At 47.2% G+C, this 25,314-nt stretch carries 25 protein-coding genes; 9 read left to right on the top strand and 16 right to left on the bottom strand.

Going from position 1 to position 25,314, the window contains the following annotated elements; translation table 11 throughout:
• The first annotated feature begins 8 nt into the window (after positions 1 to 8).
• Positions 9 to 1,310, top strand: a complete 1,302-nt coding sequence (locus tag K9W43_04505) for an AAA family ATPase (GenBank protein ID MCF2136484.1) — start codon at positions 9 to 11, stop codon at positions 1,308 to 1,310.
• A 2-nt stretch (positions 1,311 to 1,312) separates the two neighbouring features.
• Here K9W43_04505 and K9W43_04500 read toward each other — a convergent pair whose 3' ends face one another.
• From K9W43_04500 to K9W43_04490, 3 genes are all read right to left on the bottom strand, one after another.
• Positions 1,313 to 2,491, bottom strand: coding sequence for an FAD-dependent oxidoreductase (locus K9W43_04500; GenBank protein ID MCF2136483.1), 1,179 nt, complete (start codon positions 2,489 to 2,491; stop codon positions 1,313 to 1,315).
• A 74-nt stretch (positions 2,492 to 2,565) separates the two neighbouring features.
• On the bottom strand, positions 2,566 to 3,900 hold the full coding sequence (locus tag K9W43_04495) for a hypothetical protein (GenBank protein ID MCF2136482.1): 1,335 nt from the start codon (positions 3,898 to 3,900) through the stop codon (positions 2,566 to 2,568).
• 36 nt (positions 3,901 to 3,936) lie between these two features.
• Positions 3,937 to 4,938, bottom strand: coding sequence for a hypothetical protein (locus tag K9W43_04490; GenBank protein ID MCF2136481.1), 1,002 nt, complete (start codon positions 4,936 to 4,938; stop codon positions 3,937 to 3,939).
• A 415-nt stretch (positions 4,939 to 5,353) separates the two neighbouring features.
• On the opposite strand from K9W43_04490, the gene K9W43_04485 reads away from it, so the two are divergent.
• Complete coding sequence (locus tag K9W43_04485) at positions 5,354 to 7,096, top strand: hypothetical protein (protein MCF2136480.1); 1,743 nt, start codon at positions 5,354 to 5,356, stop codon at positions 7,094 to 7,096.
• A 192-nt stretch (positions 7,097 to 7,288) separates the two neighbouring features.
• On the opposite strand, the gene K9W43_04480 is transcribed toward K9W43_04485, so the two are convergent.
• Positions 7,289 to 7,681, bottom strand: coding sequence for a hypothetical protein (locus tag K9W43_04480; protein MCF2136479.1), 393 nt, complete (start codon positions 7,679 to 7,681; stop codon positions 7,289 to 7,291).
• A gap of 86 nt (positions 7,682 to 7,767) precedes the next feature.
• On the opposite strand from K9W43_04480, the gene K9W43_04475 reads away from it, so the two are divergent.
• A complete protein-coding gene (locus K9W43_04475; protein MCF2136478.1) occupies positions 7,768 to 8,307 on the top strand; it encodes a gamma carbonic anhydrase family protein in 540 nt (179 codons plus the stop codon).
• A 26-nt stretch (positions 8,308 to 8,333) separates the two neighbouring features.
• Here the strand turns inward: K9W43_04475 and K9W43_04470 are convergent, their stop codons facing one another.
• From K9W43_04470 to K9W43_04445, 6 genes are all read right to left on the bottom strand, one after another.
• Complete coding sequence (locus K9W43_04470) at positions 8,334 to 8,912, bottom strand: ABC transporter permease subunit (protein ID MCF2136477.1); 579 nt, start codon at positions 8,910 to 8,912, stop codon at positions 8,334 to 8,336.
• Between the two features lie 187 nt (positions 8,913 to 9,099).
• Positions 9,100 to 10,044 carry an ABC transporter ATP-binding protein gene (locus tag K9W43_04465; GenBank protein MCF2136476.1) on the bottom strand — a complete coding sequence of 315 codons (945 nt, stop codon included), beginning with the start codon at positions 10,042 to 10,044 and terminating at the stop codon, positions 9,100 to 9,102.
• Positions 10,045 to 10,133: 89 nt separating this feature from the next.
• Positions 10,134 to 10,385 (bottom strand): Lrp/AsnC ligand binding domain-containing protein, encoded by a 252-nt coding sequence (locus K9W43_04460; protein ID MCF2136475.1) that lies wholly within the window; start codon positions 10,383 to 10,385, stop codon positions 10,134 to 10,136.
• A gap of 6 nt (positions 10,386 to 10,391) precedes the next feature.
• Entirely contained in the window at positions 10,392 to 11,651 is a 1,260-nt protein-coding gene (locus K9W43_04455) for an Lrp/AsnC ligand binding domain-containing protein (protein ID MCF2136474.1), read from the bottom strand.
• Between the two features lie 65 nt (positions 11,652 to 11,716).
• Positions 11,717 to 12,838, bottom strand: coding sequence for a hypothetical protein (locus K9W43_04450; protein MCF2136473.1), 1,122 nt, complete (start codon positions 12,836 to 12,838; stop codon positions 11,717 to 11,719).
• 162 nt (positions 12,839 to 13,000) lie between these two features.
• A complete protein-coding gene (locus tag K9W43_04445; GenBank protein ID MCF2136472.1) occupies positions 13,001 to 13,903 on the bottom strand; it encodes a RimK family alpha-L-glutamate ligase in 903 nt (300 codons plus the stop codon).
• A gap of 78 nt (positions 13,904 to 13,981) precedes the next feature.
• Between K9W43_04445 and K9W43_04440 the strand changes: the two genes are divergently transcribed.
• Complete coding sequence (locus K9W43_04440; GenBank protein MCF2136471.1) at positions 13,982 to 14,371, top strand: hypothetical protein; 390 nt, start codon at positions 13,982 to 13,984, stop codon at positions 14,369 to 14,371.
• Here the strand turns inward: K9W43_04440 and glmS are convergent.
• Positions 14,368 to 16,200 (bottom strand): glutamine--fructose-6-phosphate transaminase (isomerizing), encoded by a 1,833-nt coding sequence (glmS, locus tag K9W43_04435; GenBank protein MCF2136470.1) that lies wholly within the window; start codon positions 16,198 to 16,200, stop codon positions 14,368 to 14,370. The two genes, K9W43_04440 and glmS, sit on opposite strands and share 4 nt — an antisense overlap.
• Positions 16,201 to 16,349: 149 nt before the next feature.
• Here glmS and K9W43_04430 point away from each other — a divergent pair, with 149 nt between their 5' ends.
• Positions 16,350 to 17,075, top strand: coding sequence for a winged helix-turn-helix transcriptional regulator (locus K9W43_04430; GenBank protein ID MCF2136469.1), 726 nt, complete (start codon positions 16,350 to 16,352; stop codon positions 17,073 to 17,075).
• On the opposite strand, the gene K9W43_04425 is transcribed toward K9W43_04430, so the two are convergent.
• Complete coding sequence (locus K9W43_04425; GenBank protein MCF2136468.1) at positions 17,063 to 17,842, bottom strand: roadblock/LC7 domain-containing protein; 780 nt, start codon at positions 17,840 to 17,842, stop codon at positions 17,063 to 17,065. The genes K9W43_04430 and K9W43_04425 overlap by 13 nt on opposite strands.
• Before the next feature lie 182 nt (positions 17,843 to 18,024).
• On the opposite strand from K9W43_04425, the gene K9W43_04420 reads away from it, so the two are divergent.
• Together K9W43_04420 and K9W43_04415 are read left to right on the top strand one after the other, a co-directional pair.
• Positions 18,025 to 19,119: a BMP family ABC transporter substrate-binding protein gene (locus K9W43_04420; protein ID MCF2136467.1), complete on the top strand. Its 1,095-nt coding sequence runs from the start codon at positions 18,025 to 18,027 to the stop codon at positions 19,117 to 19,119.
• Between the two features lie 60 nt (positions 19,120 to 19,179).
• Positions 19,180 to 19,791 carry an HD family hydrolase gene (locus tag K9W43_04415; protein MCF2136466.1) on the top strand — a complete coding sequence of 204 codons (612 nt, stop codon included), beginning with the start codon at positions 19,180 to 19,182 and terminating at the stop codon, positions 19,789 to 19,791.
• Here the strand turns inward: K9W43_04415 and K9W43_04410 are convergent.
• On the bottom strand, positions 19,786 to 20,403 hold the full coding sequence (locus K9W43_04410; protein ID MCF2136465.1) for a DUF99 family protein: 618 nt from the start codon (positions 20,401 to 20,403) through the stop codon (positions 19,786 to 19,788). The two genes, K9W43_04415 and K9W43_04410, sit on opposite strands and share 6 nt — an antisense overlap.
• Positions 20,404 to 20,485: 82 nt before the next feature.
• Here K9W43_04410 and K9W43_04405 point away from each other — a divergent pair, with 82 nt between their 5' ends.
• On the top strand, positions 20,486 to 20,890 hold the full coding sequence (locus K9W43_04405) for a roadblock/LC7 domain-containing protein (GenBank protein MCF2136464.1): 405 nt from the start codon (positions 20,486 to 20,488) through the stop codon (positions 20,888 to 20,890).
• On the opposite strand, the gene K9W43_04400 is transcribed toward K9W43_04405, so the two are convergent.
• Positions 20,887 to 22,887: a S8 family peptidase gene (locus K9W43_04400; GenBank protein ID MCF2136463.1), complete on the bottom strand. Its 2,001-nt coding sequence runs from the start codon at positions 22,885 to 22,887 to the stop codon at positions 20,887 to 20,889. The two genes, K9W43_04405 and K9W43_04400, sit on opposite strands and share 4 nt — an antisense overlap.
• Before the next feature lie 123 nt (positions 22,888 to 23,010).
• Between K9W43_04400 and K9W43_04395 the strand changes: the two genes are divergently transcribed.
• Positions 23,011 to 23,817 (top strand): CPBP family intramembrane metalloprotease, encoded by an 807-nt coding sequence (locus tag K9W43_04395; GenBank protein MCF2136462.1) that lies wholly within the window; start codon positions 23,011 to 23,013, stop codon positions 23,815 to 23,817.
• Positions 23,818 to 23,869: 52 nt separating this feature from the next.
• On the opposite strand, the gene K9W43_04390 is transcribed toward K9W43_04395, so the two are convergent.
• Positions 23,870 to 24,073 carry a dodecin family protein gene (locus K9W43_04390; GenBank protein MCF2136461.1) on the bottom strand — a complete coding sequence of 68 codons (204 nt, stop codon included), beginning with the start codon at positions 24,071 to 24,073 and terminating at the stop codon, positions 23,870 to 23,872.
• Between the two features lie 70 nt (positions 24,074 to 24,143).
• Positions 24,144 to 25,295: an ABC transporter permease gene (locus K9W43_04385; GenBank protein ID MCF2136460.1), complete on the bottom strand. Its 1,152-nt coding sequence runs from the start codon at positions 25,293 to 25,295 to the stop codon at positions 24,144 to 24,146.
• Positions 25,296 to 25,314: the final 19 nt, after the last annotated feature.

Genomic DNA, 25,314 nt, shown 5'->3' with positions numbered 1-25,314 from the left:
GTGCGATTATGCTAGTTAGATTACGACTTCAAAACTTCAGAGTCTTTAAGGATCAGACTATTGATTTTCAAAATGACATCACTGCAATCGTCGGTCCAAACGGTTCAGGGAAGACGACAATTCTTGAGGCTATTGAGTTCGCTCTATTCAAGAAGACAAAGAGAAAAGAGAAGGATCTCAAACTCAGGGAGGTCATTCGCCATGGTACCAATAAGGCAAAGGTCACTCTAACATTTATCGCCCCGGCCAATACAAGAGAATATACCGTAAAACGGACAATCTTTGTGGATAGAACCGAGGCGGAATTGACAGACGAGGGCTCGGGAAAAGTAATCGAATCGACGGTGACTCAAGTCGATAAACAGATCATAAAACTTCTCGGAATGGACCGTGACGCTTTCGCAGCATTGACCTATGTTAGACAGGGGGACATCGATAGACTATCACGACTTCCTCCAAAGAAAAAACGAGAGACAATGCGCGATATGATGGGACTGGGAATCTATGCACACATTGAAGGCAAGACCAGAACAAAGATCCGAAAATATCGAGAACGACTCGAACAGATTCAGAGCGAACAGAATCATTTAGAGGAGATCCGGAAACGACTTCCCTCCAGAGAGGAGATAGCTGCTGCGGACAGAGCGCTCGATGAACTTACAAGATTGACCGGTCGAGAGGATCTGGTCCAGCCAGTAAAAGAGATGGTCACGCAGGTCAGAAGTTCGATTGAGGAAGTTGAACGACAACTCGAATCGCCAGAGATCAGTCGAACCAAAGCAGAACTCGCGCGTCTGCAGGGACTGGCATCAACACTCCAAAACGTGCTGACACAGATACCACTGATTGCTGAGGACAATCTCAAACCTCGAATACGAGAAGAGGCACGCGAGATTTTTCTGAGCATCTTTGGAGACCGCTATAGTAATCTGGAGATTGGCGAGGACTACGATATTAGACTCTGCAACCTTAGAGGACATACAGTGCCTCTACGTGATGCCTCAGGAGGTGAAGATGTCTGCGTCAACTTCGCCCTGCGTGTCGCCGTCAATACTGCATTACAGAAACTTGCAACTGAAGGAAATGAGAGCATAATGAGAGCACCAAGTCTCTTGATCCTTGACGAGCCCGGAGCCGGACTTGATTCTCAGAGACGCCGCTGGCTGCCTGAGGCAATCCGAGGTCTCAGATCAGTAGAGCAGGTCATCCTTGTGACGCACATGGAAGAATTACGCGATGCTGCGGAGATCGTGATCAATCTGGTACCACAAGGAAAGAATAGACCGCCGAGAGTGATCGTAGAGGAGTAGTCTCAGGAGGGTATGAGACCTTCACGGTCTGAAACCGCTTCACCAGAACGCACAAGCCGCTGAATGCGTTGAGAAGCCTTTCTGTCACCAAGAACGATCGCCCCAACGATCACATTGTCCTTCAGGACGATCTTATAGTACCGGTCCTGTTGTGTGTCGGTCTTGTCGCGGATCTCATAGTCATCAGTGGTCGGCGAGGTGATGCCAATTGAAAAGAGGTCGATCCCTGCGACCTTCAACGTGTTGGTGGGAACGGTACCATTGTATCTCCGAGACCCCGGTGTGACCATATTATGCGCAGCCACTTTTGCCGTGTCAATTGCAGAGGGAATGATCCCACTACAGACCCCATTCCACTCGGAACAATCACCTGAAGCATAGATGCCCTTGACCCCGGTCTGCATGTGATCGTCAACGGTCACTCCACGGCCGCAGGGGATGCCGGAGGCCTTCGCCACATCCATATTTGGTCGGACACCAGTGGCTGCAATGACAACATCACCATCAAGGGTCTCACCCTCTGTGGAGATGACACCCGTGACCTTTTCAGAGCCAAGAATCTCAGCACACCTGTAATCGAACACTATTGAGACTCCCATACCGTCAAGACGCTTGACAAGAAGTGCACTGGCGGGCGCATCGAGTTGTGCAGGAAGCAGCACACCACCATTGGAGATCACAGTCGGGGAGGCACCAAGATTGCTGACGGCTGCGGCGATCTCAATCCCCAGAACACCGCCACCAACAATGAGCACGCGACTAGAGGGGCTCACAGCATTCTTTATGGCCGTGGCATCATTCAAAGTACGAAGGGCGAACATACCCATTTTGTCAGTTCCCGGAATGGGTGGGATAAACGGACGAGCACCAGTCGCAAGCAAGATCTTATCAAATTGACCACCGGACCCGTCGGAGGCATGAACTGTGAGGTCGTTGCCTATTTTTTCTACATGAGTGGATGGGTGAAAGGCGACTCCTCGTTGAGCGTACCAGTCATTCCCAAATTGGACAATTGCATCTTTATCGAGACGCCCACCCAGAAACTCTATGAGCTTGGGTCGAAGGTAATATCCATGAGGCTCGTCCGAGAAGATCTCAACCTCTATTGTCGAATCGATCTTGAGCAGTTCTCGGACAGCAGTGACCGCAGAGACTCCATTTCCTATAATTCCAACACGCAACTACATCACCATATTTCTTGACAAGATCGGAGGCGTCCTTTTCCGAACTTGAAGGGATTACTCAGTAAGTGTATTCAAGCCCCTTTATCAATCAGTTCATCCTGGTCTTCTTGAGGGGAGGAAGGGGCATCCTCAGATTCTCCCGTAGATTCCCTATGTGTAAAGCGCGTCACGAGCTTGTCTAATGATTGCAACATTGATTTAATGAACGCAGAAACCAAGCGTACAGGTAGAACCAGTAGGCCCAAGATGATCCTGAGAACCTTACCAGTCATAGTGGCCTTTTCCGGATATCCAATGTAGGCAAGTGTATGTTCCTTGAGTATATCATCAAGAGCAACCACCAATGCCTCACGCGACATTCCGGTGATCCCCAACTTGTCAAAGATCGACTCGGGGGTATAACCCTTCTGCTCTACAACGCTCTTCCACTTCAGGAACTTTGCTTGCTCGATCAAGTCAGTGAGGGACTCTGCCAACTCCGAGAGATATGGACGGACAACATCATCAAGTGAGTAGTGATCACCTTGTTCGAGCCGCTCCTTCAGTTTAGTATACAGAGATACTGCTGGACGGAGCTGGCGGGCCGGGGGCTTAAACCACAGAACATGAAGCAGACCTTCAATCTCCCGAAGGAGTTCAGTATTGTGGCGGATTTCCTGCTGTGAGAGATCACGACTCACCAGTGTCTTGTCTTTCTTTAACCGGGACCAGAGTTTCTCAAGACTGATGACAGCAGAGGCATATCTATAGAAATTGAAGCCAAGACCATTCTCTATGTCTTCTGAGCGGACAACATCAATCGTACGCCATGTGAACTCGGTATTTCCACTTGCCACTAACCAGAGCCGCTGAGTGAGATTCCATTGCGAACTGGTCTCTAAAGGCAGGCATAGACGCAGAGCATGATCGCCGGGCTGAGCAACAAGGTGACAGGTATTGACAATATTCTCAAGAGGGGCATACTCACTAACATCTGTAGGTTGGAGATCCATAGCGCCATGACCTGTTGTTGACCACACGACAACTTTTCCGGTGGACAGGTCGCGCTCAAGAATCACACGCTCCTTGTCCCCTAGATGATCAAACTGGTCTGTGAAACCCTTACTATAAGCCATGACGGCATAGAGGACATACCGTTCCTTATCAGGCTCAAGACCCGGCATCCGTAGAAACAGAGCGATCGCATCAAGGGGAGCACCTTTCGAGAGCCACTCGCCTGTGACTTGATCCCATTCCCACCGATCGCCTAACTCGTAATAGAGCTCTCGTAGTGATCGAAGGTCCTTGGCACGCTTAGCCTTCTCAAGTGTGTGCGCCTCCCAGAGCTTGTATTTGTCCAAGAGCTTCTTCATGCTCTTCTTTTCCAATTCAAGCCAGAGGCGATCGATCTTGAGACGGATCTTCATTGTTTCTCCCTGCTGTAATACTATATGCTTTGCATATTAAGAAGCATGTTTGGTACAATCCGGATCAGACAAGAGAGTTTGTATGACAGTACTAATTTCTGCCGATAGAACATTTACTGTATCAGGAGCTAACAGCGACCTTGAAGGTTCAGACAGATTTAGTGCGAGCCGGGGAATATGAATCTCCAGAACGTTGTCGTGCGAGTGAATAGTCCACTCCTCGGGGATCGCTCGTCGGATACAGTCTAACTGAGCAGACGAAGCAGGCACAAGAACAGAGGCAGGACGATCGGAGCCTATACGAAGCCCAAAGTCCACATAGTCTACAACCATTGCAATATCATAGAGTATGCTCTTTCGAAGTTGTTGAACCCAGCGCGCTACTAGCCGCGGTTCAAATTCGCGGAGATCGTTCAAGAGAGAGGTCATTAGAGTTGAAACTACGAACTCGAGATGTACAAAGGAGTCATCAAGAGACGCACTGACTGTATACTTGTACCCAAGAACCAACAAAAAAAATACGATGACCCCTTGAACAATGACCACACTATAGATCAGTACCACTGACGACCCAAAGAGGAGCATGATCATCATAGACAGTATTGCAAAGACTGTAACAAAAAACCAGCCGAGATCCGTAAAATCATCGACCCTCTGCGGATCATCGCAATCATACCCGATCTGGAACTGCTCGAATATTTTTGGAATGTCACCCTCCGTAATGTCGCATTCCGAGAATAAAGGCTGATGAGGAGTCTCTGTGACCTGAGGAGGCACCTGAAGTTGACGGATTCGCGAACCGAACTGGAATGCTGATCGTGTTGCAAAAAGGCCAAGCAGTATTTGGACTACCAAGAACAAAACACTTCCAACAATGCTCTCACCTACTTGACTTGTGAGCATGAGCAGAAGTACATAGTAAAGAACAAGACCCAAAGCCAGTACAAATATTGCAAAGAGAAACGTGAGCGCTACTCTTTTCTGATCAACAAGTGCCATTCGAACAATATACCAATCAAGGCGATTCTCTTCGGTCACAGAACCATATGCATGAAGAGGAAACCCATAAAGGTTTGCACTAAAAGATGTACTCTGAAAAATCGATGATACACGGGCAGTGAGTGATTTGCACTACTTTCTGGCCGTTCTAAAAATCTTCAAGATATTTAGACCTGAGTCCGTTTCGAGTGCCCTCTCACACTTGCTCCCCCAGTTCCAATCATTGGAGGTCATCTGAGTTCGATCTTGCGATAGCACCCGCGACGGTCGCAAAAGAAGATCCCAGATTGAGAGACAGGAATCCTCTTGGGCGGGCTGTTTGACGTGGAGCCAATAGTACGTATAAGCTCAAATAATACATCAACGATTTATTAAAAAGGCAATTTCTCTCAAAATAATACGTATTATTCAGAGATGAAAGTAATAATACGACAGGGACCAAAGGGGCAATCGTATGTATGAGTCCGCACTATATCTCACAGGAATTGGAGTAATAGTCCTTATCTTAGCACTCGGGCAGTTGCAAAAGGATCGAAACAGAGTATATTTTGCCCTAGCGGGATTCGCCCTTGTGATGATTGCAAGGGGGGTATGTCTCTATGGATATTTCAACACACCCCTCAGCTCTCCAGCCCATCTGGTATTCAGATCGTTAGATTATGCAGCCTTAGGATTCTTTATTCCAACAGGCTTGGAAATGACAAAGGCAAACATCCTTGCACGGCTCAACCGACTTAAGTGGGCAGTAATGACGATTCTCTATGGGGTCTCGTTCCTATTTCCCATGGCCGCCGCGTTGATCGTATACATTATTGGAATTGAGGCCACCAGACTCGCCCTTGTGATCTATGGTTCGGTCATATTTACATTATTATTTGGGGCCTTCTTTAATTTAATTAGAAACAACCCGTACAAGATAGAACGCCCCGAGCTGAGTCAGGGTGCCAAACTAGTCACGTTAGGTTATGGGTTCATGGTATTTGGAGAAGTCATAGGAGCAGGAATCTTTCGATTAATTGATCTGGCTTTCGTAGCCATCGCACTTGGAATCCCCTTTGTGGCAGCGGGCTGTTTTATCATGAGGACTGTGACCTTTGCGGGCATCTATGCACATCTTGATGTTGGTTTTGTCCTCTCGTACGGCGGAACCAAAGTGGAGATGACAAATCTTGGAGGCACGATCGAGGAGGGCTATAAACGCACTCAGGGGGTTGAGATCGCAGAAAAGATACTCCAGACCGTGACCGATCAGATTCAAGAGACCATGAAGACCGGACAGGTCATATCAATACCACAGATCAAGATTCCAGAAATAAAAGAGAACGCCATTTTCAGAATTGATGTGGTGCCACATACCAAGGCAACTGATGGAAAAATATTGTCAGTGATTGTCATAGTAAAGGATGTCACGGCAACGCTACAAAATTACGAGACAGAGCAACTAAAACAGATGATCGCCAAACTTGAGAACGAACGTGATAAAGCGCTGAACCTTGCCGACGTACTCAGACATGACACCGCAAATATTCTGCAAGGAATCCAAGCAGCAGTGGATATTGTGGCCATGTCGATCAAAGAGGACATCAATCTCTTAGAAGACATAGGGATCGCCCAAGAAGGTCTCAAAAGAGCAATAGAGCTTATTGGGGTGGTTCGTGATCTTCGACAGGCAGAAGAAGAGAGAGGGGAAATCCGGCCAATCAATGTATCATATATCATAGATAATGCAGTAGCCAGACTCAAGAGAGAACACGAGAACCAGAACATCAGAGTAGGAGTCATGATAAGACCCAAAAACCTTGAGATTTATGCTGACAAGTATATTGAACAGTCATTGTTTCATTTATTGAGATACTGTGCACCAAAAGAACGAGAACAGGTCAATATCAATGTGCAGGCATATTTGGATGAACAATCAGATAAGGTCTTGATCGAGGTCCTCACTTTTGAGAACGTAGCGGACCCATCACAACGTGAGAGCCTCTTGCATTGGCGATCCGAGGCTGCAAGACCAGGAGAGAGTCTCTCCCTTCCGTTCGTAAAGATGATCGTCGAGAGAAATGGTGGCATCCTGGACATTCGGGATAGAGTCCCATGTAAGCCCCAAGCGGGAACGAAATTCATCATATCCTTTCCCACAAGAAGCGAAGAACTCCATAAGCAGAGCACATTAGACAGAGTCGCTAGCAGTATCTGAAGAATGTGCGCATTCTATGCTGGGACTGTTCATGGACCATATATAGGAAAGTCTTTGGGATATGTCAAGATTCGGACACAAGTTGTCAGACCGTTCACACCTAGACGCAGTGCAATCACTGAAAAGATACCGAACTGCGAATTCAAGACCGCCCACCTTACAGACAACGGTGAGGAGACCACCTAATGAGAGTCACTCTATGAAGAAGATATTTCCATCGCTCTCGTGCGCAGTAATTCTGATCCGCATATCATTCTCTAAGACAAAACAAGCATCAGGCACTTTGACAATACAGAGGATCTCTCGAATGAATGCAATGGAGGCCATACTCCCCACTGATTCACCAGTCTCGGATATGACTGCTGACACATGACTTAGTAGCTCATCAAGATCACCCGGATTGCTTTCAAAATGGGAGACCAGATTGTCATTAATCACGGGAATATCATCAACGGCCCATTCGCGATGAATCTCGTCAGGTGAATTGACAATCACAACACGTCCACTGAACTCACCGCTCACTCCAACAGACTCGCCCTTTAGAATCGGAAATAGTGGGGGTTCGGAGGCATTTGACATTGTCACACTTCCTTAGTCACTACACATTGTAATTCGATATGAAGCAATCACACTTAAGCCTTATTAAGAGAATTCTGAGGAATAGTCGTTCGATGGTAGTCATGACAGTCTACGAGTTCGAAGGACGCGTCCCGAAAATCGGCAAGAATACGTACATCAGTCCAACTGCTTCAGTCATAGGATTGGTCACTCTGGGAGAAGAGTGCTACGTTGCCCCAGGAGCCGTTGTCAAAGGTGATTACGGAGAGATCGTAATTGGAAATGGCACCAGTGTACAGGACAATGTGGTAGTCCATGCCAGACCCGGAGAGAAGACAACTATAGGGAACAATGTCACGTTAGGACATGGCTGTATCGTACACAACGCGATCGTACATGATGAGGCCGTGATCGGGATGGGAGCAATAGTATCGGATTACGCTGTGATTGGCGAATGGGCAGTTGTCGGAGAGGGAGCGGTCGTCCGATCAAAGTTCGAGGTGCCTCCGAGGTCCATCGTCGTGGGAGTTCCTGCAAAGGTCATTGGAGAGATTGGAGAACACCACGTGAAAGAGCTTGGTGATTACAAAGAGATCTACAAGGACCTCGCAAAACGGTATCCGGTTGGTCTCAAAAAGGTCGAATATAAATAAAAAGAGGGGAGCATCCCCTCCACCGATCAGACCATTGAGATCATTCGGTCACGGTTGAACTGTTTCAGAGCAAGCAGCCACGTGACTGCGGCTATAGTGACTGCGATGAGAAACGTGATGATATCGGACATCCAGACATATTCGATATTAATGGTATTATTTTGCATTCCCATCAATGGAAGAAAGAATGGGATAAGCAAGATGAGTGCTGTAATAGAACCAGTCTGATATGCCTCATAGACTCGCGACACGCGACTACTAATCAAGATCATTGTTGCGACAGTTCCCAATACTACAATCGGTCCCACCACAAAGATGAGAAACATCCCGGGAAGATCGGGAAACATGATCAATGGTCGGCCAGCCATTAGCATAATTACGCTGATAGCAATGGATGTCACTAGCGTCCCACCATAGATCAGAATGACACAGGGGATAAAGGCACTCAAGAGCTTCCCGACTATAATCTGCTGGTCTGTCAATGGTGTCAAGAGAAGAGGTTCTAGAGTGCGTTGCTCTTTCTCTCCAACAAACGAATTCGCCGCAATGATGCTGGCAGGAACGACGCTCATCAAAGCAAGCATTGCAGAGGCAAAAGGCATCATGACGCTCATGAGAATCGTATAGTCGGATGAGGCAGGGCTAAGCGTGAGTGCTGGCCCCGCAATCAAAACAACAGTAAACAGTGGGCCCATCATGCCGCAACAGCTACTATGCCATATTTTACATAATTAACCTGAAATGCCCTGTGGATATCTGTCAGTGCAATCACTAGCAATCTATTACGAGCCATTATTTCTCACCCTCCTTTATGATCGAGAGATAGAGGTCTTCAAGAGATGCCTCCTCCTCTGCAAATTCGATGATCTGTATTCCGTTGTCCAATAGCGTTCTCATAAGAACAGAATTGTTTGCATAAGGATTGGTAATCTTGGCAGAGATCGTATCCGCCTCAAGGACCACATCATCTGTGAACGGAGCATTCTCTACAAGTGATACAGCCTTATCCAGATCACTCGCGACACGGATCTTGAAGGTCTGATGGGTCTGGAAGCGTTCTCTTAATTCATTGGTCTTCCCGCTCACCAAGATCTTGCCTTCGTCAATAATGGCAATTCTGTCACAGATACGTTGGACCTCGGCTAAATTATGACTGTTAATGAAAAAGGTCTGACTATATTTCTGAGCAAGACTCAGGATCAGTTCTCGAACCCGTTTGGCCGCAATTGGATCAAGAGATGCGGTGGGTTCATCCAAGAGAATAATCTTTGGTCGATGAAGCATTGCACGGCACAGAGCCAACTTTTGTCGGTTACCAGTACTGAGCTTGCCAGCCAAATCGTCTTTTCGATCCCATAGTCCCATGAACGTGAGCAATTCTTCAATACGTGAGGGGATCTCCTCATCGGGAACACCATAGAGCTTTGCAAAATAGTCAAGATTGTCATAGACGGACAATCGTTGATAGAGGGTATGAGACCCCTCTTCAGGCAAGACCCCAGTCACCTGACGGACTTCTACTGGCGCCTCAAGAATATCATAACCGGCCACTATAGCACTTCCCTCAACAGGCCGTAGTAGCGTACAGAGAAGTCGGATAGTAGTGCTCTTTCCGGCCCCGTTAGGGCCAAGTAGACCAAATATCGAGCCTTCAGGAACTCGAAGATCAATATGGTCAACAGCTGTAATATTTCCAAAAGTCTTTGTTAGTTGTGATGTTATTACTTGGTCATCCAATTTGACCACCTCTGCGCCATCCCAAGATGAACGCACCACAGAGCTGGCAGGGGCGAGATAAAAAGCACGTGTATAGTGCAGTCACCAAATTAGACCGAATACATCTTTTCAACGACTGCTGTGCTGGTCTCTTTAATCCCGGGAATGGTATGGATACGATGGATTGTGATATCATACAACGCCTCAAGATTAGGCACCTGAAGCCGAACGATGATATCAAAGGCCCCAGTAGTCACAGCGATCACCGTGGCCTCGTCTATCTTTTGAAGCTCCTCAAGGACCTCATCAGTCCTACCGATTTCCAGATCCATTAGCACATACGCTTGTACAAGATCGCTCATAGTTTATCACCTGTAATCACGTAACACGACAAGAGTCTCGATCTCTCTGACTCCGGCTATTTGCTGCACCCTTTTTAGAATCAGCTTTCGCGTCTTCGAGAGAGAACGGCTCTTAATAGTGAGAAGATAATCATATTTTCCGGCCAGAGCAGAGGCCGACTCGACACCCTTGATGTCGAAGAGGTCGGGAAGGAGATCGCCTGTCAGCGGACAGACTTTGATGAGAACAATAGACCGCACATCGGAGGCTTCCAGTGCAACAACACCGATCATCACAAGGATGACCCCAAAGATCCGAAGTGTCCACAGAAAGACATCACTTGAGATTGTTCCAAAAGCACCGGGCATAAACAGGTTACCGATGAGCGTGAGAGGGATTCCAAGGACGACCGAGATCGATGAGAGTGAGTTGACAATGGCCATGGTCCCACGTGCAAGAGCGCGAACATAGAGGACCAGTGACAAGAAGGTTGTAATCGATGAGCCGGCCATTGCCCAGAAGAGGGGCGACATAGTAGTCGTCATCACAACAATGGCATCAGCAGGCATCACAAACATGGCATAGATCGAAAAGATGAGATTGAGAAAGAAAAGGGACCAGACTCGCATATTGAGCGTATCAACCCGTAGCCCAGGAGCGACTTCGTAGCGTTTTGCCTGGCGTTGAAAGTAAGTGAATAGAGCAGATGAGATATTGAGTGGCCCAAGAACAAGCAGCAGCATCCAGACATCGAAACCGCCGGGGGTCACACCCACAAGAAGCACGCCCAACAGTATTGAGAGAACACACTGGATCTCCACCATTGTCGGGGTGTCCTTGTCTGCAAAGAGGTCGCCCACAAGAAGATAGATGATCACAAGCTGACCAAATGGGAGAACTGCGGAGGCATCTGCGGCACCAATCATAATGTAATACGAGGTGGTAGAAATCCCTGCAAAGAGACCTGAGAGGATCACATAGATGAGAGGCTTTCGTGGAAGCAGGCCAAGTCGGCCAAAGTCGGGATCCAGAGAGTACCCAAGAGGGCGGGAAATACCATTTATTTTGCGGCGAATGCTGAGAAAGGCAACAATAGCAAAGGTGACAAAAAAGGAGATCCATTGGGACATGAATCCAAAAGTGATAGCATCAATAGAGACCGTATTGATAGCAACAATATCGAAGGCCACAGAAATCGTCTTAAAGACTCCAGCGCCTAGAGCCAGACTATAGAAGATGTACTTGCTCGGACGCTTGCTGACGGGCCTCTGATTTCGACTACTCATTACGCGGCCTCCAATGAAAATAGAAGGAATGTGAGATGATGATTACACATTCCCGGATAGCGTATTTATTCCTCATCGGTCTCTTCAGTTGAGGAATCAGTTTCTTCACTTATAGTACCTGCGTCATCATCCGATTCCGGTACTGATTCAACTTCAGCTTCCGCTTTTTCTTCGGCGTCTTCAGATTCTTCCTCAGAGTCTGTGACCGTAGCTGCTTCTTCTTCAGCGGCCTCTGCGGCTTCCTCTTCAGCCCTTGCTTCAGCAGCAGCCTTTCTCCGTGAGCGACGTGCGTCACTTGAGATCGAGCGTTGAGCGAGAATAAACTCATCGAACGTGAGCCGTTTACCAGCCTGTAGCTTGTCAACAGCCTCAACAATACGTTCGCGCTCCTGCTCCCTCTGAAGCCTGCGATCGGGTCTGCCGGGTCTATCGGCCGACTGCTTGCGGATCTTTCCTTCGATCTCTTCAATCTTGGTCCGAATCTCTTTAAGACGGGACTCGCCGTCTTTGACCTTCTTTAACCACTCTACGAAATTCTTGTGCGCTGTATCTGCGGACTTCTTGTATTCTTCAAGCTGTGGGCGAATACGAACAACCTCTTGATGATGAATCTGGGATTGTTCAGAGAGCTCAAGGACCTGTTTATGTAGTTCCGAGGCATCTTCCTTGAGGCGACGGGCAAGCCTTCGCAGTTCACTAATGCGATCCTGCTTTTCTTTTTCCTGACCGATCTTTACAAGCTTGGCTTCGATCTTTGCAATCTGCTCCACGATAGCACGTTCATCCTCGGAAGTCAGATCAGGATCGGTCTGCTGTCGCCACTCAAGTTCTTCAACACGTCGAATCATACGACGCTGATCATTTGAGGGGCTTCCAACAAGTTTGCTTCGCAGTTCGCGAATCTCATCATACACACTCTTCAATTGTGCATGAATTGCGCTGCGCCGCGCCTTTGCTTCAGATATTTCTTTGTTAATCCGATCACGTTCCTCTCGCTCGGCCTTTACCGATTCAATGAGAGCACGGACCTCTTTATTATGTTCATCCCGAATTGCCTTGTATTCCCGCATCTTGTCGCGGTCACGTCGTAATTGCTCTAGCTCATCACGAGCTTGAGACTTCAGTTCACGTAACTTCGCGCGTAGGAAATCAAGGTCTTCAGTGGGTGTTTCAGCTACTTCTGTCAAGACTTCGAACCTCAGAACTTCGTTTTGCAGCCCGAGTGGTTGGGCGGATTCCGAAACCCCCGATATGAGGGTTACACGATTCTGATACATGACCCCCGCCACGCACGTTACTTTTAAGGTTTCCTCTATGAATGCAAATTTTGACTCTTAGAGAGGATTTCTTCAATGTATGATGCTCAGACTTGTCGCGATTCGAAGAGCGAGATCAAAGTCAGTGACTGCTTGAAGTCCGGCCCAGCCCGGAGTTGCATTGACTTCCAGTACCCATAGATCGCCACTGGCATCAGGAATGATGTCAACACCGACAAGACGACCACGTACGGACTTCGCGGCCTGAATGGCAATATCCGTGACATCAACATCATTTCGTCGTGGAGTACCTCCCGCATGAATATTCGTGACCAGCCCTCCGGGACTCACACGCTGCATCGTTGCAACAACCTCGTTATCAACAACGAGTGCACGGATATCAAAACCATGATTGGAGATATACTCCTGTAACAAAAAGGCCCCTTTCCCGAAGAGCTGACTGTGGAACTTGAGGAAATCAAGCAGATGCTCACGATCAAAATCGCGATGGATCAGTTGGACACCAGTTCCACCGAAACCAGTGATTGGCTTGAGGACGCAGGGAAAATGCTCATGGACAAACTCAGCAGCGTCCTCAATAGACTCGGTGATCAATGTTATAGGGACAGGAAGACCAGCAGTCACTAATTTTCTCATACACTCGGCCTTGTTACGCATCTGCAATATCGAGTTCACAGGATTGATTATCTCTACCCCCAGCTCCTGAAGTGCGCTTAGTACACCGACCCGATTAAAGAAAGTGCCAATATCATTGCCCCCAAGATCTAACACAAGCAGTGCATCAAGTGAGGTGAGGTCGTGGTCATCATGTGTGATCTCGTGCGTTCCAGTGGTGCCAATACGTTTCACCTTCCATGGAAGTATGTGCGTGGCTTTGACACCTACCTTCTGAAAGGCCTGTGCCAATTGATCACAGCGCGGAGACCACGGATCAGATGAATAAAGGCCAATTGTTGAGATTGTACGGCCTGACAAACAAATCGCCTCTCGACAGACGAAAGATACCTATCCGTGCGCTTTTAACCTATCATATCACATATAGAAATGGTCCCGATGACACTATTCTCAGATGACGAAAAGCAGCGAATCCTCAAAGAAGTGAATGGAAAAAAGGGTAGTTTCCTCATCACGTTCAGGAATCGTCATGGCCCCACAAGACTGGAACACCTGTGGGACGATCTACTTCATGAACTTGGTGTGGCATCTCCTCACTGCATTAACTGGTGGTCGAGTTCTGGAACAATTGGCCTGTTGGAATGCGAGACCGATGATGGGCTGACAATATATGGCCAATGGATGCTCCACGATTCGAACGAGCTACTCGGAGTGTTTCACCTTGAAGAGGATGAGGCGATTCACATCAAAGATGGCTTTGACTCAGGTAACGTTTCATCAGCAGCAATGCGAGCCATACGAATTGGCGAGACTGGCGATCAAGACTAATCAACGGTCAGAGTCTTGGAGAGATTACGAGGCAGGTCTGGATTGATCCCCAAGTCAACTGACAGGAAGTAGCTCAACATTTGCAGAGGGATCACATCAAGCAAGGGGTTGAGAAGACTATCTGCCTCTGGAACTTTTAGATAGTCGGTCTTGCGATCCACGTAGTGTGCTACTTTGTCCTCATATTCGCCAACAACGATCGTACGACCTTCGCGTGCACGGACCTCATTTATGTGATTGATGACCATCCACGAGTCTTCCTTCGTTGTCACGAAGATCACGGGATAGTCACGTGTAACAATACTCAATGGCCCATGTTTGAACTCGCTTGAATACATTCCCTCGCAGTGATTGTAGCAGATCTCTTTGATCTTGAGAGACCCCTCACGAGCCACACCATCCGTGAAGCCATAACCCAGACAATAGAGATCTTTCACATCAATGAGTGTCTGAGCAAGGTCTTTTGTGAGGAACCCTGTACGATCAATCGTCTCCTGAGTAAGGCGAGGCAGGTCATCTCTGAGCAGTCCGATAAAGCGTTTGGCCTCAGAGGGATCAATGAACCCGTTTCTCTCACCGAGTCGAGCTGCCAGATACGCAAAGATGACCGTCTGGGAGAAATAGGTCTTCGTGGCGGGAACACTGACCTCGTATCCACAGGCCATTGGAATGTATGAGTTGGCTCGGAACATCAGGGTACTCCCGATCACATTAACAATTCCAAGAGTCTTTCCGCGGCCTGTGTCCTGCACAAGGTTGAGAACATTGATGATGTCTTTTGTCTCACCACTCTGAGAAACAAGAATGGTCAGGCTGTCTTCTTCAAGTGAGTTTCCATACATCGGGATGAATTGACCGCCGATCACAGGAATCAGAGGAATACCAGCTAATCTGTTGAAGTAGTAGGTACCTACAATACCTGCATTATAGGAGGAGCCACAGGCCACCAGAAACTTGCGTGATGACTCTTCGATGAGTGAGAGCCATTCATCAGCCTTGGATCCTTCCAAAATCCCAAGAACGTCCTGTGCCACCTTGGGCTGTTCATTGATCTCTTTGAGCATGAAGTGTGGATAGCCACCCTTTTCGGCCGCGTGTGGATCGACATTGCTGGGTTCGGGTTGACGGTCCATTTTCTTTCCATCTTCGACACGATACACCTCAACCTCTTCGGGTGTAAGAACGACCATCTCTCCGTCACGAAGGTACACGACGTTATTGGTCAATGGGAGGATTGAGGGGAGATCGCTCGATACAATAGTTGCATCACCAGCAACACCGGCCACTAACGAGGAACCCATTTTCACAGCATAGATCTTATCCTCATCAGCACGACCCACAGAGAAAGCAAAGGCACCCTTCAGGTCACGGGTGGAGAGGCGTACTGCCTCAAACATATCACCGGTCTCTTCGTAGTATTTGTCCACGGCATGGACACAGAGTTCGCCGTCATTTTCGGAACGGATGATGTGACCAGTATCTATGAGCTCTTGACGGTATTCGGCGTAATTGTGAATATTGCCATTATGTGCACCATAGAACACGGGAGTGCAACCAAAGTGCGGCTGTGCATTGACCTTTGTGGGAGCTCCATAGGTGGCCCAGCGTAGTTGTGCAATTCCTCGATCGCCCCGCATCATGGAGAGACCGAGCATCTGGTCCACATCGTCAATTGTTCCAACATCCTTACGGAGATCTACAACGCCATCTTTGACCGCAGCAACACCTACAGAATCATATCCGCGATACGTGAGTTTCCTACTACAGCGTACCAAGAGCGATCCTATATCGTCGCGATTCTTTGTGACAATGCCAGTGATTCCACACAAAGTTGCTCCCTCAATAGTACTTTGCAACGCACTGTTAACGTAAATGAACCAAGATAAAGAGTTCGCAATAATCATACATAACTTCGGGGTCGAAGCGCTTTTATCTTGCCAAGTATAGTCATAGCGGGAGGATATGAGAGGATAGTGCCATGGGCCGCCAGAAGAGAATGAGCCTACTTTTACATCCATTTAGACGTGATCTCTATACAGTGCTATGTGAAAACCCAGGCACATATCTTATCGAATTAGTGAATATGCTGGAGTCCCCGCTAGGAACACTGACGTGGCACCTTAGGATCTTAGAACGCGAGGGACTGGTGAAATCAATTAAATTCGCAGGAAAGCGACTCTACTACCCAACAATGTTACGCACTAAACAGGCTGAGATGGCATTTCTGACCTTGCGAAGCGATATCGCCAAAAAGATCTTCCAGTATATTGTCAATCACCCAAGTTGCTATCAAGAGGAGATGGCCGAAAAACTTGATGTCCACCACGACACTGTAAAGTGGCATGTTTCAAGGATGGAAGAGATCGGTCTCGTGCGAGTAGAAAAAGAGGGCCGAACTAAAAAGCACTATTTAGCAAGCCTTGGCGAGGCATTGCTTGCGGGCAGTCTGAATACAATATCTGAGACCTTTGTACTATTTCTCATAGAAAAACTGAAGGACGTATGCCTTAATCCAGAGATTCGCGAGAAGACTCCTGAGCGTGTTACGATCAGAATAGATTGTCCAGATAAGGGCCAAGATTGTTTTATAACAATTAAATTGAACGAGTGGCAGTTTGAGTTTATCAGTGACAACCTAGAGCCTGATGGCGAACATGCTTCCTCAACCAGTGAGATTGAGAAAGAAGAGGTTCACACGCTCTGACGAACAGTATCCACTATGAGTTCGCAAATATCTGGAGAGACACCATCACGATAGACAACTGCCAAGAGCCGGGTCTCATCGACACGGACAATCAGGAGATTTGCATCATCGGACTGCATCAGGATATAGTCGGTGAGAGAAGAGAAGGTCAGACCATTTGCAAACATGGATCCGACTAGCCCAGCCACTTCAATGTCATCCTCGAAACCCACAGAACCCAAGGGAAGTCCATCAAGAGTCAACAGCATTGCACGGGTGACACCGGGAATTGATTGAACGACCCGACCAAGAATATTAGCAGTAGAGAACTCTTGATCGGAAGACATCAACAGCTCGATCTGAGCAGAGAGGGACTTGAACAGTTGAATATGTTCTGAGAGATTGAATGAGGAGGCACCATCGGTCGAGGTCACAATAATGACGTAGTAATTAGCCTGAATGAGAATAATAACATGATTACGTGGAGTGACAAGAGTGACATGTGACGGAGAAGACGTTGTCACCTTTTCTAATGTGGTACGGCCCACCCAAGCAATCGCAGCAGAAACGGTTGCGATTATTCGAGGGTCTATATCTTGACGCTTTGAAGCAGCCGCCACAATGACTCCTTCCTGAGTACATACGACTGCATTAATGACTGCCTCGTGGGATTCTAGAGCCTGACCGAGCAGTTCTGTCACTTTCGTAAGCATAGTGCTTGACAATACAAGTCCACTCTTTTGATTTTGTTTTGTTAGAGCGAGAGGCTTTTTTAACTGCTCGCTCACAAGATACTCCTCTATCCAAAACTCCCATATAAGACTGGTAGTATCACAAAATCATACAGCAATCCAGCAGATCTGACCCGAAATCGTGTAGAGACCGCCTGTTTTTGGTCACTCTTGAGCTGTCCGACATATTTAAATCAACCACAGGACGAAGCTCCATCACTGACTCTGGAGGAAGAAATGTGAGCTCACGATCGAGCATCATCGCATCAGTGATAATTGTTGCCATAGTTTTTGGCTCTGTAGGTGGACTGCTATATCTTACCCGTCCATATGAGCCATCACGAGTCGCCGTAGTGGTCATGTCACCAGGATTCGGCGATTTCAGTTATGCGGACCAGCTGAAGAAGGGGCTTGACAGCCTCGGTAGCTCTATATCCGTACAGTACGAGTATCCTAAGTTTCCAACGACTGCTGCTGAAGCGCAACAGACCTTGGAACAATTGGCTCAATCTGGCAAGTATGTCCTAATTGTCGGAGTAGGCGCGGATATGGTTTCCAGTCTTCAGACCGTTGCTGCAAAATACCCGAATCAGCATTTTGCAATAATCGATGGTCATGTAGATGCCCCTAATGTGGTTTCAGCAACTTTCAAGGTTGAACAAGCTTCGTTCCTTGCCGGAGTTGTTGCCGCGTTTATGGCCAATACAACATACAATGAAAATGGAACTGGCAAGATTGGAATTATTGGATCCTACGAGAACGATCCCGATGTCATAAACATGATAGAGGGATTCACTCAGGGCGTGGAGCATGCAAATCAGACCTATGCTCTTGGCGTCGAGCTTCTAGATCCTCTGTACATTGGAAGCTTTAACAACACAGCTCTGGCCAGCACGTACACAGTACAGCTGTTCGTTCAGCAACACGTGACCATTATCTTCGCACCTGTGCGTGCAAGCATGAAAGGAATACGCGAAGGCATGGAAATAGCGAATCGTACATCGCTCTATCTGACCAAACGCGCACCCCTTGTCATTGCTGCTGGTGGCGACCAAGACTATCTTGGTAACCCCAATCCGAATATCGATGTTGGTCCAAGTTGGATTCCAGTAAGCGTTGTTCCTCACACTGATCTTGCAGCGTACACGATTCTAAATGCCACACTCTGGAATGATTTCCCGGGTGGTAAGCATTTCGAATACAATCTTGCTAATGGTGGAGTCACTCTAACGAACTTTACCTACAGCACTACATACGTACCTGCTACGGTTAGAACCATTGTATGGAACTACTATGATGACATCATCAATGGCGTAATCACTGTTGATGTATAAATAATTTTGAATTTTGTGAGGAGGAGAACACCTCCTCCTCCCTCTTAATGAGGACTGTTTATGTCGCATGATGACATTTACGAAATTTTATCTCTTGGCGAGATCATAAAGAACATCCCAAGAACCGGATGGATTCTGGCAGGAATTGTATCAAGTACGCCCGAGACCGTTGCAGCCCATTCGTGGGGCACAGCATACATCGCGCTCATCATTGCAAACGAGACCATCACTTCACATGAACAGATCAATATTGAACGGGTCTTGGGCATGGCAATCATCCATGACCTACCAGAGGCTGTCACTTCAGACCTTCCTCACAAGGAGAACAATGAGGCGTGGAAAGATCTTCACGATGCCAAAGCCAAATTGGAAGACAAAATAATACATGAAATATTTACTCACCCGTCACGGGAAACGGTAGTCCTTGACTTGTGGGATGAGTTTTGTAAGTGTGAGACCATAGAGGCCAGGATAGTCAGGTCAGCGGATATCCTTGATATGCTCCTTCATGCACGAACCATCGAAGAGCAGGGAGTGGATCCTACGCGACTAGAGGAGTTTTTCAGATCGGGAATTAAACGCCTCCGGGCCCTTAGAATTGAGGCTGCGATCACATTGGCTCAAAGGCTAATGGAATCACATAGCGAACGAGTGAACAAGTACGATTCATAGTAACGGAAGATTCTTCCTGATAGAAGCAGCGATCAGGCGTGCGACTCGTACAGGCTCGCAAATCTTCCCTTCAAGGGTAAACATGTTGAGTAATTGGAGAGCCTCAGAGAGCTGTAAGCCCACATTATTAACAAATATACTGTGGCCAGTATCCAATGTGAGCATGGACCTTGACCCATTCTTTGCAATGATCTGCTCACGCTGCTGCCAATCGTCTGGAAAGTATTCACGCAAGTAGTCGGAGATGCCAGCAGACTCGGAGTACGTCACACTGATCACAGGAATGCCCGTGATCTCATACAATTCGTGCAGGTCAACGATATTAAACCACGAGATGATCGAGCCTCCAAGTATCCATACTCGGATATCTTTTCTGTTGATACGATCGAACATGAATTGTAATTGTTCTGTGGAGTCGAAACCACCAACTAATGGTCTACATAGACCGAAACCGTCTATCTGAAGGTCACCCCGCATCACCACTCCCGTAACAATGCTCTGTGTATCGGTCTTTTGAAAGCTCTCTGCGACCCCGAGCACCCGGACTGCTGCTTTCCATGATCGGCCAGGACGCTCTTCGACACCAAGGGACAAATCCACATATTCGACCATTCTAACACATCCAACATTGTTTTTTACTCAGCCAACTAAAGTTTAATAATGCGCATATACCATCTGCTACTGAGTCAATTGCATGGACGCAGCCACAATGATGAATGCAGATATCGAGGACATCAGAGTAAAGGTTCAAGATATTCTAGAGGAGTCTACAGAGTTAGCAGAAGGCAAAATTAAGGCTTGGATGCTTCTCTCAAAAGAAGGACTACCTATCGCCTCTGCTGTTCCTGAAGTGATGGAGGAGGTTGAAATCGCTGCAATGGCTGCCTCAATTCTGGGGGTTGCGGATCTTGCAGCTGAGAGAATGGACCAAGGACAGTTGGAAGAGGTCTTACTAACTAATGAGAATGGTCAGATAATCCTCAAGAGCGCAGGGGAAAAGGCAATCTTAATTCTCTCAGCCAAAAAGACACTACGTGCTGGGTTGCTTGTCTATGCTGCAAAAAGTGCTGTTGAAAAGATCGCTCCATTGCTGGTCTAGTTGAGAACACCCACGAGCCACATGACTATCTGCCGTGCCAACTTCGCATCGTGAGCGGATTTATAATGGCCTAATATGCCCCAGTTATCAATAAAGAAATTACTTCCACTGACCACCATTCGCCCACCAGCACTGTTCTCTGTAGCAGCGATGAGCGTCCGATTAAACTGTACCTGATTACCAAGACCGTTCATAATAGATACTTGAGTCTGTGCAATCGGTTTGGCAGCACCAAAGATGTTGATAGAACACCCATAATAGTCAAAATCATCAACACCTTGAGTCATCACATGTGGCAAGATATCGGTCACTAGCTCGGTGGAGGGGACACCATTGACAACAATAGAGATCGAGGGAATGTGATCATACTGAAAGGACATATTGAACTGGGTCAAAAGGACATTGATGGCCTCAAGGTGGATGGAACGATTACTCAATCCGGCAATGAATATGTTTCCGCCGGAGTCCCAGAAATCAATTATGGCATTGATCTCGGACCGTGAAAACCTTCGATATAATTCCGAAACATAGGTCCCATTTTGGACCCGCGTAGTACGTGAACAGGCATCAATAATAAAGAGGGCATCGAATTGAGCCAGATACGAAGTGGTAATGTCTGAGGGGTCCCGGATCTCTTCCACAGCAACGCCCAGATCTGTGGTCAGCACATAGAATTCTCGGAATTGCCCATAAATCGAATCAATGGCCCAGTTGGTATGACTGATATCAAAGGCCACTCGCGCAATCGGCGTGTCAACATCAAAATCAATTCGACTATATACATGCCCATAAGGAGAAGCCTCAAGCTCGACCAGCAGACGTAATCCAGTAATAGACTCATTTGACATGATATGAATTCGAACGGTAAATGATGCGGTCTGATTCACATTCACATATTCCGGGATCCCCGCCCAGTGAGAAGCACTCCCGCTAAGTATGCATCTCCACATCCTAGCATCGCTGGAAAAGATGGAGAACGAAACGAGGGAAGTAGTATTGACAAACCAACGCTCAAAATCCCAAGGCCCTGTCTTGGGGGTCATCCATGCAACAAGTGGAAGATTCTCATCACGAGGCACATTTTCTAGCCGCAACTTCGCCTTCTCCAGATCTAATAGACCGGACCCCACTTCGTAGAATTTATGGGACAGATGACTGGCACTTGACAGCAAGAGAGCCTTGACCATGCCCGGGCTCCAACGCCATTTTTTGGTAAGACAATAGGAGATAATTTCCGCAGCTGCTGCACTGACACGAGGAGCTGCAAAACTGGTACCATATACAACACCATTATTGTCAGCATAGAACCCATAGGCGGATATATCCGGTTTAGCAGTCCCATTCCGTAGAGGACCACGCGCAGAGAAATCGTATGGATCGCCTTCCTCATTAACGGCTGCGACAGCTATAGCCTCAAGGAGCATTGCAGGACTCTCAACTGAAGACCCTGCCACACCGCCTGCACCACCATTACCTGCTGCAGCAATGATCACAACACCACGAGCAAAGGCCCATCGTACAGCCTCGGCAACAGGATCATCCAGTGTCGCAATCCCACCAAGACTGAGATTAATCACCGAGCAGTCCTCCTCTTCAACGGTCCAGCGTATTGCGTCGGCAATTGCGGTCTCAGTAGCCTCGTTCTTAGAGGTCACGACTTTTGCATTGACTATGATCGAGCTTGGGGATGAAACTATAATGGTCCGGGCCACATAGGTACCATGTGGTGTACCATGCGGAGAGCTGTCACGTGTGGAATTGTCGGATAACGAGTATCCATAGCCTTCAGAGATGAAACTCTTTTCGGCAATAATGCGTCCGGCAAGCTCACCCTCAGGATTAATACCTGAATCAATGACCGCCACTCGAACCTTGGGACCAAAAATACGACTTGGGCCAACAGCCAATAATGTAATGAAACTGGAGATCACTATGATAGTGAGAACGAGAACTGCCGTACCTCTTTTCGAAGATGGTTCCCATTCAGAATCAACCATAGTGATTCACCAATAATACCAATACGCCATATAAGCATAAAGCATATACGAAAAACGCATACCTGTCGCGTACAGCCAAATGCTTATCATCAATTCATTAAATTTAAACTTGGGTGACATTGATTGGTATTGTGGGATCCGAACTATGATGAACTTGAATATTCTGAAACCATAGACATCTATGTGCCGGGCGAAAATCTAGAATCAATTATCACTACAAGACAGGCGTTCAAGATTGTCGGTTATGTCATGTTAGGGCTCGGCTTAATGGTTGTTGTCACGATTCCTATATTACTGCTAATGATACCATTCGGTCTCGTAGAGATAAATATCTACACAGGTTCGGCCAAAATTGCACCCGTTGCTGCTGCCTTACTGAGTGTGAGTGAACTCTTACTTGTAGTACCACCCATATATTATATTAAGAAACGGAGGTTACCACTCAATTCCATAGGATTCAAGACAAATTTTCCAATGAAAGAGCTTGCAATCGGTCTGATGGCAGGCATATTCATGATCGGCCTGAACTACATCTTGTCTTGGCTACTCTATCAAGTCCCAGGAGTCCCTACTCCTGATGATTCCTCAATGTTCCACCCAGAATCAGTACTGGAAGTTGTTGCCTTAGTCGTGTTGATGATGATCGTTGTGGGCCCCACAGAGGAGATACTCTTTAGAGGGTTCCTCCAACGCCGTCTAGAGATCTATTATCACAACCACAAGAAAGAATATAGAATGTGGGCATTGGTAATGGCCTCGTTCATCTTTGCAGCAATACACCTTGATCTCTCAGGCCTTGCGGTGCGATTTGTCCTCGGATTAATATTAGGCTCTCTTGCACAGAAGCAAAAATACTCGCTATTAGCTCCATCGATTGCTCATGGCATCAATAACTCAATGATTGTTGTCTTGGCATTTTTCGGGTTTTAAAAAAAGATGGGGGAACATCCCCCATTCCAACTATATGATGAAGGGATGTGTCTTAAGCCTCGTATTTGAATGCAAGTTTGATATTCGCCCTGAAGGCCACGATCTTATTGTCAACAACCTTGGCTGTGAAGTGATCCACATCAATTCCGACAATACCGCGGATGCTCTTAGATGCCACTGCGAGGGCGTTCGACACGGCTTCCTCCCAGCTGGTGGGAGACTCTCCAATGAGTTCAACTACTTTTACTACGCTCATGATAGTTCCTCCAAATGGAGTGAATAGTCGTACACATCATTGCTTAAGACCTTTGACCTTGTATAGGGACCTATGCGAGAACACGTCGCCGACTGAAAATAAACCATGAGATGATTAACAATGCTGCAGTAATCTCTAGAATTAATATGATTTGGTTCAGATACAAACCCAGAGCAACACCCTTGAAGGCTGTATCGATAATCATCTTGCGACCAATGTTCAGTGGAAATATATCTTCAATTATTCCAACATCGATAAAACCAGTTCCGAAGATCATCGAGCCAAAGAGCAGGAAGAGAAAAGACTGATTGGCTTGGAGCCTTGTTGTCACCACAGTAGAGATCAGAATACCCAGAGCCGAACCCGAGATGGACATTAACGCCAGTATCACATTCAGGGTCAGATAATCAGTATTAGGTACAATTCCAAAAAGCCCCTCCCAGAGGATCAGAAGAAACTGCGATTGTATGACACCAAGGACCGAATAAGCAAGCCATTTTGAGATGATTGCCTCCATCTTCGTGGCCGGAGTAAGAAGCATCCGGCTCAAAGGAACATCACCTACAATTGCCTGAGCCGCAGTTGCAGCAACCGCGATGAACACTGCGAAGACCAAGAGGAATACACCGAAGGTCGCTGCAGTATAGTCACCAACTGGTTGGAACTCACGCACAATACGATTTTCGACCTCGCCCTTGACCCAGCCATGATCGGCTCGGAACTCTTTTACAACATCCGAGAACGCAGAGAAAATCGTTGATTGTGACTGGAAGTTCGTACTGCTGATATGTATGTCAACAAAGGCGGGAATATCATTTGTGATGTTTCCCTCAAAGCCATACCTGATGACGGCATAGCTGTCTATTTGATCACGGTATAGAGCTTCTAAGGCCTCGTCCTCTGTGGCATATTGGACCACAATTAAGTCGGGACACTGTGAGAGATACCATGTAAAATTAGCAGAGAGATCTTGTCCGGGAAACGTATCAGTAGTATCGAGATCGACAACTCCAAGGACTATTGCGTCCTCACTCTTACCGCTTGCACTGACCGTAGTGGCCTTCCCCTGATTAATAGCGACCCAAGTAGTCCCCATGATCATTCCGGGGAGAACGAAGATCATCAAAAGAGCAAACTTGTCGTTCTGGATCAGACGCAGCTCCTTAAGGAACATGGACCAGATGCGGTAGATTTTCGAGTTTTTTCGGCTCGTTCTGGTCAATGTCTAATCCTCCAAGCAA

This window comes from Candidatus Thorarchaeota archaeon, assembly GCA_021498125.1.
Taxonomy (GTDB): Archaea; Asgardarchaeota; Thorarchaeia; order Thorarchaeales; family Thorarchaeaceae; genus B65-G9.
The sequence above is the reverse complement of the archived record's forward strand: the minus strand, read 5'-3'. Positions and strand labels throughout refer to the sequence as shown.